General features: G+C 48.8%; 10 protein-coding genes. 4 read left to right on the forward strand and 6 right to left on the reverse strand.

The features are described from left to right. Positions 1-19: 19 nt before the first annotated feature. Genes I2I11_RS11310 through I2I11_RS11335 form a run of 6 tightly spaced genes read right to left on the reverse strand, consistent with a single transcriptional unit; the run spans position 20 to position 8,337 of the window. A complete protein-coding gene (locus I2I11_RS11310; RefSeq protein ID WP_196267821.1) occupies positions 20-1,276 on the reverse strand; it encodes a quinol:cytochrome C oxidoreductase in 1,257 nt (418 codons plus the stop codon). Between the two features lie 25 nt (positions 1,277-1,301). After that, positions 1,302-1,979 carry a c-type cytochrome gene (locus tag I2I11_RS11315; protein ID WP_196267822.1) on the reverse strand — a complete coding sequence of 226 codons (678 nt, stop codon included), beginning with the start codon at positions 1,977-1,979 and terminating at the stop codon, positions 1,302-1,304. Next, positions 1,979-2,503, reverse strand: a complete 525-nt coding sequence (locus tag I2I11_RS11320) for a DUF3341 domain-containing protein (RefSeq protein WP_196267823.1) — start codon at positions 2,501-2,503, stop codon at positions 1,979-1,981. The genes I2I11_RS11315 and I2I11_RS11320 overlap by 1 nt, the downstream gene beginning before the upstream one ends. Then, entirely contained in the window at positions 2,496-3,935 is a 1,440-nt protein-coding gene (gene nrfD, locus I2I11_RS11325; RefSeq protein ID WP_196267824.1) for an NrfD/PsrC family molybdoenzyme membrane anchor subunit, read from the reverse strand. The genes I2I11_RS11320 and nrfD overlap by 8 nt, the downstream gene beginning before the upstream one ends. 13 nt (positions 3,936-3,948) lie before the next feature. Then, positions 3,949-6,960 carry a TAT-variant-translocated molybdopterin oxidoreductase gene (locus I2I11_RS11330; protein WP_196267825.1) on the reverse strand — a complete coding sequence of 1,004 codons (3,012 nt, stop codon included), beginning with the start codon at positions 6,958-6,960 and terminating at the stop codon, positions 3,949-3,951. A gap of 42 nt (positions 6,961-7,002) precedes the next feature. Beyond that, complete coding sequence (locus I2I11_RS11335) at positions 7,003-8,337, reverse strand: c-type cytochrome (protein WP_196267826.1); 1,335 nt, start codon at positions 8,335-8,337, stop codon at positions 7,003-7,005. A 551-nt stretch (positions 8,338-8,888) separates the two neighbouring features. Here I2I11_RS11335 and rpsF point away from each other — a divergent pair. The 4 genes from rpsF to I2I11_RS11355 all read left to right on the forward strand — a co-directional run bounded on the left by rpsF (position 8,889) and on the right by I2I11_RS11355 (position 11,348). Next, positions 8,889-9,260, forward strand: a complete 372-nt coding sequence (gene rpsF / locus I2I11_RS11340; protein ID WP_196267827.1) for a 30S ribosomal protein S6 — start codon at positions 8,889-8,891, stop codon at positions 9,258-9,260. After that, positions 9,257-9,508: a 30S ribosomal protein S18 gene (rpsR, locus tag I2I11_RS11345; RefSeq protein ID WP_196267828.1), complete on the forward strand. Its 252-nt coding sequence runs from the start codon at positions 9,257-9,259 to the stop codon at positions 9,506-9,508. The genes rpsF and rpsR overlap by 4 nt, the downstream gene beginning before the upstream one ends. Before the next feature lie 13 nt (positions 9,509-9,521). Continuing rightward, positions 9,522-9,965, forward strand: coding sequence for a 50S ribosomal protein L9 (gene rplI / locus I2I11_RS11350; protein ID WP_196267829.1), 444 nt, complete (start codon positions 9,522-9,524; stop codon positions 9,963-9,965). A 405-nt stretch (positions 9,966-10,370) separates the two neighbouring features. Continuing rightward, a complete protein-coding gene (locus tag I2I11_RS11355) occupies positions 10,371-11,348 on the forward strand; it encodes a GSCFA domain-containing protein (protein WP_196267830.1) in 978 nt (325 codons plus the stop codon). Positions 11,349-11,684 lie beyond the last annotated feature (336 nt).

An 11,684-nucleotide genomic window follows, 5' to 3' on the forward strand; every position in this document is an offset into this window, starting at 1 on the left:
AAAGTTTTTAGTAAGATCCCTAAACATGATGGTGAACACTCTCTTCCAGGAATGGGTGGTTAACCGGCACAAGTGAAGCTTTGGTTAATCCTCTGGTGAACACCAGTAAGAATACTCCCAGGAAAACGAGCGCAGTACCAAACTCAATAAATCCGAATCCTGATTCTGCACGTAATGTGCTCGGCATCATCATCAGGTAAAAATCCAGCCAATGCCCCGCAAGAACAGCTATACTTACAATCTTCAGCATAATCATCTGCCGTTTTGCATCCCTTGTCATGAGAACAAGAAATGGGAAAGCAAAGTTTATTATCAGATTCAGAAAGAATATCGCTTTGTAGTGACCATTGTTGCCCCCCAGGCGATCGATGAAATAGAGCGCTTCTTCCGGAATGTTGGCATACCAGTAAAGCAGGAACTGCGCAAACCAGATGTATGTCCAGAAGATAGAGAAGGCAAAAACAAATTTACCCAAGTCGTGCAGGTGGTTGGCATTTACCAGATGAAGGTAGCCATTCTGTTTCAGGATTATAACGGCTAATGTAGTAGCAGCAAGAGCGGTAACAAACCAGCTCGAAAACACATACCAGCCAAACATGGTCGAGAACCAATGCGTGTCCATCGACATCACCCAATCCCAGGCAGAAGTAGAAGAACTGATACCGTAAATCACCAGGAAAGCGCCCGACAACACAATGTTTTTGTCGTAGTAGGTAGTACCGCCATACATGTCTTCGTTAATAGAGTTTTTTCTCAGCAGCCTGGCAAAAAGTATCCAGAGACCGAAGTAGATTATCATGCGGATAAGGAAGAAGGTAAAATTGAGATACCCCTGCTTTCCTGCTATTATCGGATCATACTCCGGGCCTCCCACTTCATATAACCCTTCGTGGGTCCAGTGGAAGATGTCATGACGCCCTATCAGAAACAACAGCAGCATCACAATACCACCTATCGGCAGGTAATAGGCCAGTGCTTCCGGTATTCGCTTAACTAATACATACCATCCGCCATAGGCCACATAGTGCACAGCAACAATAAATACCGCCGTTACAGCTATACCTGAAAAGTAGACATTATTCAACCACAGGTTCACGATCAGGCGCTTGCTCCAGCTTACTACATCATGCGCTTCACCATGGCCTTCTCCATGACCGGCTCCACCGCCTATGGCCATAAATATTATTCCGGCTATAAGCATTACTACACCTATAGCTATCATTAAGAAAAACCTGTTGTTTGTTTTTCTGGAAATGATGAGTCTTTCTTCTGTCATTATCCTTATATCTTATGCCTTAGACTTACTTGTTAGGAGTTTCGGAAGCAGGAGTTCCGGTTACCGGATTGTCCGTGATAGCCTCTCCTCCGGCTTCGTTTTCTGCCTGTTCATCCGCAGATACCGCTACATCGGTGATGCCTTGCTGCAGTTGCTGTACATACATTACAATTTTCCAACGCTCGGTCGGGTTCACCTGCGTGGCATAATAAGGCATCCGGCCTCTGCCTTTTGTAATAACATGGAAAATGTGCCCTGCCGGCAATGAAGCCACACGGCCCGCTGTAAAAGAAGGCACCCCTTTAAACTTGACGCCTACCAGGCCCTGGCCGTCACCTTGCTCTCCGTGGCATGGTGTACAGAAGCGCGAGTACAGCACTTTACCCTGTGCCAGGTTTTCTTCTGTCTGGGCGAGCGGGTTCGTCAGTTCCACACCTGCCACTTCTGCGGTATCCACAGACAAGTATAAGTTATATCCTTCCATGCCGCGTGCTACCGTGCCTTTGGCCGGTTGCCGCATGTTCATGCCGTACGGGTTAAACGGGTTCGGCTTTATCTGAGAATAAGGATCCAGGGCAATAGAATAATACATGTCCGGGGCGTAATCCAAACCCGGCTCCTTTTCATTGCCACAGGCAATAAGGGATGCAGCAGTAAAAAGAAAAGCGGATGCTTTGAGTCCTAGTTTCGAAAATCGTTTCATTATTTTACAACCTCCTTCTCATTAACCTCAATTGCGCCACTGGAGCGAAGCAGGTTATTTAGCGCTTTCATATCTGTAACACCTTCTTTTACTTCGATTGCCATTACAAACTTGTCGTCTGTAGAGCGTTTATCGAATACGTTTACCCGGAATGTCGGTATCATTCTTTCTACTATAAAGAAGGTCCATACCATGCCGAAGGCAGAAAACAGCACTGTAAGCTCAAACGTAATCGGGATAAAAGACGGCAGCGCAATGTGCGGCTTACCGCCAATAATCATCGGCCAGTCGAAGCCCATCATCCAGATCATCATCCAGAGTGCGAAGCTCATGCCGCACAGTCCGAAAATAAAGGCTGCAATTGGCAAACGTGAGCGTTTAATACCTAATACATCATCGATACCATGTACCGGGTAAGGCGAGAACACATCGTATATTTTAGTACCGGCAGCCCGGATTTTTTCGATGGCATCCAGCAGGATATCCTCGTCATCGTAGATCCCTAGAATGTATTTCTTATTCATTGCTGTGCGTTGTATTTGTGTTCGAATCCGTTGCAGCGCCATGTATGACGTTTGCCTGTGGGTGATGCCCGTGGTGCGTTACGCCCGAAGATGACTTGAGAATAGCTTTTACCTCGGCCATGTTGATAACAGGGAAGAACTTCACAAAGAGGAAGAATAAGGTAAAGAACAGTCCGAAGGTACCCACATACACGCCAACGTCAATCCAGGTTGGGTAAAACATGGCCCACGAAGATGGCAGGTAATCCCTGTGCAACGAAATTACAATAATTACGAAGCGCTCGAACCACATACCAATGTTCACGAAGATGGAAATGATGAAGGTCAGCACCAGGCTTCTTCTGATTTTCCTGATCCAGAACAGCTGCGGTGTTACCACATTACAGGTCATCATCGTCCAGTAAGCCCACCAGTAAGGGCCTGTGGCACGGTTGATGAATTCGTACTGCTCATAAGTAACGCCCGAGTACCAGGCGATAAAGAACTCTGTCGTATAGGCGATACCTACAATCGACCCCGTGGTCATGATAATCTTGTTCATGGACTCCACGTGCCCTACCGTAATGTAGTCCTCCAGCTTAAACACCACGCGCGTAATTAGCATTAGGGTAAGCACCATGGCAAAACCCGAGAAGATGGCACCGGCCACAAAGTATGGCGGGAAGATTGTTGTGTGCCAGCCCGGAATAACTGAGGTGGCAAAGTCCATAGATACAATGGTATGCACCGAAAGTACGAGCGGCGTAGCGACACCAGCCAGAATCAACGATACAGTTTCATACCGGGACCATGATTTTGCTGAACCTGTCCAGCCAAGCGACAGAAAGGAATAAGCCCTTCTGGCAATCGGGCCGGTAGCACGGTCACGGATGGTGGCAAAATCCGGCACAAGGCCAATATACCAGAACACCAGCGACACCGAGAAGTAGGTTGATATAGCAAACACGTCCCAGAGCAGCGGTGAGTTAAAGTTTACCCAAAGGGAGCCGAAGGTATTTGGCAACGGAAGCACCCAATATGCCAGCCAGGGGCGGCCCATGTGCAGTACCGGGAACATGGCGGCACAGATTACAGCGAAAATTGTCATCGCCTCAGCTGCACGGTTAATAGAGCTGCGCCATTTCTGACGGAAAAGCAGCAGTACGGCTGAGATAAGCGTACCGGCGTGGCCGATACCTACCCACCACACAAAGTTGGTGATATCCCATGCCCAGCCAACGGTCTTATTCAGGCCCCACTCGCCAATACCGAACCACAGGGTACGGTATACGGAATAAAAGAAAATAGCCAATCCAATTAAGGCGACACCGAAGGCAGCCGCCCATCGCGGGTTGGGCGCTGCCTCCACTTGCCTGCAGACATCTTCAGTGATGTCGTGGTATGTTTTACCCCCCGTTACCAGAGGCTCTCTTATCGGAGATGTATGCTGCATAACGCTATATTATTTAAGCTAAGTTTCTAATTTTTGTCAGGTACGTTACGTTTGGCTGAACGTTGAGCTCTTCCAGCACATGGAAGGCGCGTTCACCCTGTTCGCGGGCCAGTGTTTTTGAAATCTGGCTTTCCGGATCCAGCATATCTCCGAAGATAAGGGCGTTGGTCGGGCATGACTGCGCGCAGGCAGTTACAACTTCGCCATCTTTGGTTCTTCTGTTTTCCCGCTTTGCCTCCAGCTTACCCAACTGTATACGCTGCACACAGAAGCTGCATTTCTCCATTACGCCTCTGGCACGCACCACCACATCCGGGTTCAGCACCATTTTACCGAGATCAGTCTGCATCGTTGTGTTGATGTTAACAAACTTCTCGTTGTTAGGATAAGCGAACCAGTTAAAGCGACGAACTTTATAAGGGCAGTTGTTAGCACAGTAGCGGGTACCTACGCAGCGGTTGTACGCCATCTGGTTCAGGCCCTCAGAGCTGTGCATAGTTGCAGCAACCGGACAAACTGTTTCGCAGGGAGCGTGGTTACAGTGCTGGCAGAACATCGGCTGGTAGATAACGGACGGGTTATCCGCCGGGTCTTCCATTTTGTCGTAGCGCTCCACCACTCCCAAATCCTTGGTTTCCATATCCACATTACTGCTGTAGTACCTGTCGATACGCATCCAGTGCATTTCGCGGCGGTTCAGCACTTCTGCTTTTCCTACCACCGGAATATTGTTTTCTGCCTGGCAGCTGATAACGCATGCGTTACACCCGATGCAGGAGTTCAGGTCAACCACCATTCCCCAGTGATGATCCTTATACTCGTAGTCGTCCCACAGCGAGATAGTGGCGGGCTTGGCAGGACCTTCATGCGTGGCTATACGCACATACTCTGTTACTGATTTTGGTTCCTCCTTATACTTCGCCAGGGTACTCTCCTGTACTATCAGGCGGCCCATAATGGTATGGTGGGTCTGCGTTTGCGCAATTTCAATAACGGCATCTGTCTTCTCCAGCTTAACAGGGCCGGTAAAGAACACCGTGTTATCTACTACAGTAGCAACCGGGTAAGCATTGGCCCCCACACCTATGGCCACAGGCATAGACTCCAGTTTTCGGCCATACCCTACAGCAATCGCCACTGTTCCGGGCGCCTGACCTGGCTGCACCAGCGCGGGCAACTCTATTACGCCGCCGTTTGGCATCGTAACCTTCAGCACATCGCCCTGCACTACCTGCATCTCTTCGGCCATACTGCGTGGCATGGCCACATAGTTGCCCCAGGTTGCCTTTGAGATAGGATCCGGCATTTCCTGCAGCCATGGGTTGTTCGACATGTCGCCAGTACCGACGGCCTTCTCGTACAACACGGCTTCAATGCCGGTTGGCTTGATTACCTTGATTACAGGAGCTGCGGGAGCGACATTGGTGTTAACCAGCAACATGCTGGTGCCATTTTCCAGCACACCATCATGCACCGTATGCTCCCAGAACTCGTTAAAATCACCTGTCGCGACTTTTCGCCAGTTATTGCGGATGTACTCGTAAAAATCTGTGTTGCTTCCACTCCAGATCAGGAGGCTTTCCTGCATCTGGCGGGTAGTAAAGATAGGATTGATGGCTGGCTGAGACAGGCTCAGGTAGCCTTTTTTCGGTTCAAAGTCATTCCATGATTCCAGATAGTGGTTATCCGGCAATACATACTCTACCAGGGCAGCTGTTTCATCTACTCTGTCGGCAAATGAAAGTGTAAAGTTCACTTTTTTGATGCCGCTGGCTACTTTCTCTGAAAGCGGATGATCATACACGGGGTTGGCATTATAAAAGAGCACCGCTCCTACACTGCCTGCATTCATTTCGTTGATCAGGCGGATCATCTGCGGATCATTGCCCTGCTTGGTATAGTATGGCGCCGCCACATCAATGGTAGTGCCTTCGGCACCGAGTGCGCGGTTTATAGCGGTTACCATGGCCTGTGTGCCTGGGTCGTTGGAGCCGGCTACCACAAGCGCTTTGCCCCTGTTTGCCTGTAGCTCCTTGATTGCCGCAGTCACAGCAGCAGCGTTTGAGATAGAAGCGGCAGAAGAACCCCCACCTGTTACGGCATTATAGATGGCTGTGATAACGGCAGCCTCTTCAGACGGTTTAATGGGCACGCGCACATCGGCGTTTGCCCCCGTCATGGAGAAGCGCGTTTCGAACTGGTAATGACGCGACATCGTCGGGTTTTCTGACGACACTTTTCTCGTCTGGATGTATTGCTTGGCAAACGGAATCGGCGCAACCCAACTTCCCAGGAAGTCGGCGCCTATACTTACAATAACATTTGCCTTGCTGAAATCATATCCCGGAATCACGCCACCGTTGGCACTCAGCAAGCCCCAGGACGAATTAGCATCGTACATTACGTGCTCGAAGTTGGCAAAGCGGGAGCCAAATTCATTGATCAGTTGCTTGGTAGACGGACTGATAATGGTAGAAGAAACAAAAGCTACTTTCCCGTTCACTTTGCCCAGGCGCGACATGATCTCCTTGTCTACTTTTGTCCAATCGGCCTCATTGTTCTTAATCAGCGGGTAACGCAGCCTGTTGTTGTCGTACAAACCCAGCAACGAAGCCTGCGCCCTCGGGCTGGTGCCGTAGGACGTTAAAGAAGACAGGTTGTTGGGTTCTATTTTGATTGGGCGGCCTACCTGTGTCTTTACCAGAATGCTGTTGTAGTCGCCATTCTGAAAGAAAGTAGAAGCATACCAGTTGGGCACGCCCGGCTCTACGTCTACAGGTTTGTTAAGATAGGGGATAGCCTTTCTGACCGGCGCCTCGCATGAAGCCAGCGACACGGCAGCCATACTAAAGCCCAGCAGTTTCAGGAAGTCTCTGCGGTGGGTTTTTCCGGTGGCAGGCGTTCCTTCAGCATTGGATTCGCTAACCGGCAGGAATTCTGGAAACTCGTTATGCGCATGTTTCTCGAATTCGGGAGCGTTTTCCAACTCCTCAATTCCCTTCCAGTATTTTATTCTGTCTTGCATATTATATTTAAGAAAACTCGAATACTTAAATTGTCAATAGAATTAATAGTGGCACTTGGCACACTCGGTACCACCATTTGAAGCCACTGTGAAGGCACCTGAGCTTCCCATGTCGTGCAGCTTCACCAGGTTGTCGTAGTAAGCATTACCTTTTGTATTCAATGGCGTCTCACGGTGACAGTTAATACACCAGCCCATAGTAAGCGGAGAGTACTGGTACACGACATCCATTTCCTGGATAGGGCCATGGCAGGTCTGGCACTCAATGCCGCCTACCTGCGTGTGCTGCGAGTGGTTAAAGTATGCCAGGTCAGGCAGATTGTGGATGCGCACCCACTGAATAGGCTCGTTACGCTCCACCGCTCTGTAGATTTTCTGAATCTCAGGCGATTCCGTTTTAATCTGACTGTGGCAGTTCATACAAATATTGACGGAAGGAATACTGGCGCTCTTGCTCTTGTACACCGTGGTGTGGCAGTAGTTACAGTTAATCTGGTTGTCGCCGGCATGTATTTTGTGAGAGAAGGCAATAGGCTGGGTTGGCTTATACCCCTGCGAAACACCAATACCCATCAGGGAGTCCCATCCTAAATCCAGCAGCACGACTATAAAGATTAATCCTACCAGCACACGAACAGGCGTGGACTTATATATTTTAGAGAAGTCGAAGCGCTGGTTAACAACTTCGTTATCATACTCGTTGAGTTGGCGGTTCTTATTGAGGTAGTTCTTCAGCAGCGAGGTAATCAGCAACAGCGTCACTACCAGCACAATCAGCACCACAATCAACACCACCAGCACGATGTCCAGGTACGGCCCTATCGCTCCGATGGCATCTGTACCAATGTTCTCTCCAGGCTCGGTTCCGGGCACGCCCCCAACAGTAGTTGGCACGGCAGCCGATGTAGAAGCTCCCTGCCCTGATTCGAGGTAAGCCAAGATAGAGCTGATTTCATCGTCCGTGAAAGGGAAAGAAGGCATAGCCTGCTTGTTAAACTTCTCGTAGATAGCTACCGCTTCTGCGTCACCGGACTGGATGAGGGCCTGCGAATTGTGTATCCATTTATGCAGCCAGGCATCGCTATGGCGATCCGTTACGCCCTGCAATCCAGGACCAACTATAACATCGCTACCGGCAGAGTGGCAAACAGCACAGTTGTTTTTAAACAAAGCAGCTCCCGCATCTATCACGGCTGGATCAGCGGCTGCTGCATCTCCCGCAGCTGCTGCACCTTGTGTAGCACCTGGCTCTACTCCTTTCGCTGCAACATCTGCCTGTTCACTTGCTCCCTGGGCATTAGCGCCAAAAGAAACAGTGAGTGCCAGCAAAAAGGCAACGACAATTTTGTGTTTGGTTCTAAGTATACAGCTAATCATAGCCTGGGTTACTTGTGTTGAGTTATGGTGAAAATCCTTTATGGGCACAAATCTACTGTGCGAATTCCATTAATCAAACATAATAAGTTTATTTTTGGACACACCACGAAACCCTCCTCTTTATACTTATAATAAATGCCAAAAACCTGCTTAGGATAAAAATTAAGTAGTTTTATTTAGAATTATTTTAAATAGATAACAGCCGGATATCATCTTCTTCTCTTTTATAAATACAAACTCCTGCCCGATAGGTACAAAGCAGGATGAACCAGACGACTTTATACTTCATGCACTTTGCCCGGCTTACATTGTTTAAGTAATATCATGGATAAGTGCAGATTTCCGGATGATGGCCGTACACACTATATAATATAGACATAACATGGACGCCTTTACAGCCGGATAAAGCAGGCCAAAGCTATAAGGCAGGTACAGCGGTATGACACTATAAAAGAGCGAAGTATACCAGAAGCTATACTTGCTTTTGCCAAATATCTGTCTTAAATTTGCAACCTTATTCAAAAACTATAATTAATTCTTAGTCGAACCGAATGGAATTGAGAAATTACGAAACGATCTTCATCATGACCCCGTTGCTGAACGACGGTCAGATGCAGGAAACGGTCGAGAAGTTCAAGCAGGTGCTTAAGGAAAATGGCGCCGACATTATTCACGATGAAAACTGGGGCCTCCGTAAGCTGGCTTACCCAATCCAGAAAAAATCAACTGGATTCTACCACCTCATCGAGTTTAAAGCGCCCACTACTGTTGTGGATGTACTTGAGTTGGCTTATCGCCGTGATGAAAAAATCGTCCGCTTTCTGACTACTGCCTTGGATAAGCACGCCGTGGCTTACAATGAGCGCAGAAGAAACGGAGAGTTTAAATCACAAGCTAAAAAAGAGGAGGTAAAAGCAGCATGAGCTTAGTAAACGAAAGAGTACACAAGCAAGACAACCGTCAGAAATACTGCCGTTTCAAAAAGAGCGGTATCAAGTATATTGACTACAAGGATGGCAACTTCCTGCTGAAGTTCGTGAACGAGCAGGGCAAAATCCTTCCAAGGAGATTAACAGGCACCAGCCTGAAGTTTCAGCGTAAAGTATCTCAGGCTGTTGCGCGCGCGCGTCACCTGGCTATTTTGCCTTATGTTGCGGATTCTTTAAAATAAGGAGGAACAGATAATGGAAATCATACTTAAAGATGACGTAAAAGGCCTGGGCTACAAAAACGATATCGTAAATGTAAAGCCAGGTTATGGCCGCAATTACCTGCTGCCGCAGGGACTGGCGGTTATCGCTGACAAATCAAGCAAAAAAGTGGTGGCCGAGAACATCCGCCAGGCAGCACACAAAGCAGAGAAAGTAAAGAACGACGCGCAGGATCTGGCCAACAGCATCGGCGGCACCGTACTTGAAATTCCTGCCAAAGTGGGTGAAACCGGTAAGATATTCGGTTCTGTAACTACCCTGCAGCTGTCTGATGCCCTGAAGGCAAAAGGCTTTGATGTAGACCGCAAGCGTATTTCATTTGACCAGGACGTGAAAACTGCCGGCGAATATACCGCTACCATCAACCTGCATAAAGAAGTGAAGCACCAGCTTCGCTTTAACGTGGTGGCTGAATAAGCACGACTCTCTCGCAAGAGATATTACTACCCAACAGCGCCCTGCCCGAAAAGCAGGGCGTTTGTGTTCCTACTGTTTGCCACACACCTTCGCGCGGGCAGGTCGCGACCTGCCCGCGCGAAGGCTGGGTTATAAAACATTGCAGTAAGTATAGCAATTGGCCACTATCTGAAAGTATAAACTGCCATTTGAAGTATGGAAATCCTGTTTTGATTTAATTTGAATAGTCTTTCACGAGAAATCATCCCCTACCCCCTTCAAAGGGGGACACTCGTATAAATCCTGTTCATCCTCGAATCCCGTAAATCCTGATTCAGACAGCCCATGTACAATTCGGATAGGTCGCGACCTGTCCCTACGAAGGAGATGATGCAGTTAAACCCAGGTATAACCGAAGTATAAACGATGTTCCGAACCGAAGTACCCGTAGCCGGCACAAACCTTAACCTCTCGCTGCAGGACAAAGTCCTAACCATCGGCTCCTGCTTTGCAGACGTGATTGGCGCGAAACTGTATCAAAACAAGGTTAAGGTGTTGGTGAATCCGTTCGGAACCATTTTTAACCCGCTTTCGGTATGCCGCTTGCTGGCGGCAGGCTGTGGCGTGAGCTATAACTTTGAAGAGCACCTGGTGCAGAATAATGGCATCTGGCACGCCTACGACCTGCATTCCTCCTTGTCTTCTCCGGACAAACAAACCTTACTGAACCAGATAGGCGAGCGGCTACAGCAAACAAAGCAACAATTGCAACAGGCGAAGCTGCTCATCATTACGCTCGGCACGGCCGTCGCTTACAAACTTAAAAGCACCAGCGAGGTAGTAGCCAATTGCCACAAGCTGCCCGCCCGCAACTTCGATAGGATATTGCTTCCAGTAGCAGAAATGCAGTCGGCCTTTGAGCAGGTGTACGCGCAACTGAGAGCGATAAACCCGGATATAAACGTGCTGCTCACCGTAAGCCCCGTGCGCCACCTGAAAGAGACGCTGGAGACGAACAGCGTAAGCAAAGCGCTGTTACGTGTGCTGTGTCATCAACTGACAGAAGCCCACGACAATGTGCTATACTTCCCGGCCTACGAAATCATGCTGGATGACCTTCGCGACTACCGTTTCTACAAACCCGACATGCTGCACCCCACCGAAGTAGCTGAGGATTATATCTGGCAGAAGTTTGTGCAGGCCTACTATACGCCGGATTTTCAGGAATATATACTTGCCTGGGATAAAATGCAACGCGCCCTCCGGCACCGCTCCTTCCACCCGCAATCCGAAGCACACCAGAAGTTCCTGAAAAACACCCTGCAGCAACTTGAGCAACTGGCCAGCAAGCATAAAATTGATGTTTCGGAAGAAGCACGCATGCTGCACCGGCAGCAAGTATAAATGCTGGTTTATACTTGCCATCCAAACACCTCTTCCTAATTTGCCCGTAGAACAGCAAAAAGAAAGGGAATTCCGCATTTTGGCTACAGGGCAAACCCTTTAGCCATGTGCACATTACGACACTCCACTGTTCGAGCGTTCAGCGAGTGGAGGTAGGAGCCCTCGATTTGGAGGGTCCCCGATATGCATCGGGATGCTCCACTTGATTCTTTTGCACTCCCCTCCTTTTTTCAAGGAGGGGTGCCGCAGGCGGGGTGGTTTATCTCATCAAGGAGAAAAGTGAGGCCCAGCCGACGAGGCGAAAACCTATTCAGCGCCTTGTAGTTGAAGTATAAA

The sequence above is a fragment of the Pontibacter rufus genome (assembly GCF_015694705.1).
In the GTDB taxonomy this organism is placed as follows: Bacteria; Bacteroidota; Bacteroidia; order Cytophagales; family Hymenobacteraceae; genus Pontibacter; species Pontibacter rufus.

Excerpts from the sequence above, each read along its gene's own strand:
- I2I11_RS11330 (WP_196267825.1), bottom strand. The coding sequence starts at position 6,960 with ATGCAAGACAGAATAAAATACTGGAAGGGAATTGAGGAGTTGGAAAAC.
- I2I11_RS11320 (WP_196267823.1), bottom strand. The coding sequence starts at position 2,503 with ATGAATAAGAAATACATTCTAGGGATCTACGATGACGAGGATATCCTG.
- I2I11_RS11310 (WP_196267821.1), bottom strand. The coding sequence starts at position 1,276 with ATGACAGAAGAAAGACTCATCATTTCCAGAAAAACAAACAACAGGTTT.
- I2I11_RS11355 (WP_196267830.1), top strand. The coding sequence starts at position 10,371 with ATGTTCCGAACCGAAGTACCCGTAGCCGGCACAAACCTTAACCTCTCG.
- I2I11_RS11335 (WP_196267826.1), bottom strand. The coding sequence starts at position 8,337 with ATGATTAGCTGTATACTTAGAACCAAACACAAAATTGTCGTTGCCTTT.
- rpsR (WP_196267828.1), top strand. The coding sequence starts at position 9,257 with ATGAGCTTAGTAAACGAAAGAGTACACAAGCAAGACAACCGTCAGAAA.
- rpsF (WP_196267827.1), top strand. The coding sequence starts at position 8,889 with ATGGAATTGAGAAATTACGAAACGATCTTCATCATGACCCCGTTGCTG.
- rplI (WP_196267829.1), top strand. The coding sequence starts at position 9,522 with ATGGAAATCATACTTAAAGATGACGTAAAAGGCCTGGGCTACAAAAAC.
- nrfD (WP_196267824.1), bottom strand. The coding sequence starts at position 3,935 with ATGCAGCATACATCTCCGATAAGAGAGCCTCTGGTAACGGGGGGTAAA.
- I2I11_RS11315 (WP_196267822.1), bottom strand. The coding sequence starts at position 1,979 with ATGAAACGATTTTCGAAACTAGGACTCAAAGCATCCGCTTTTCTTTTT.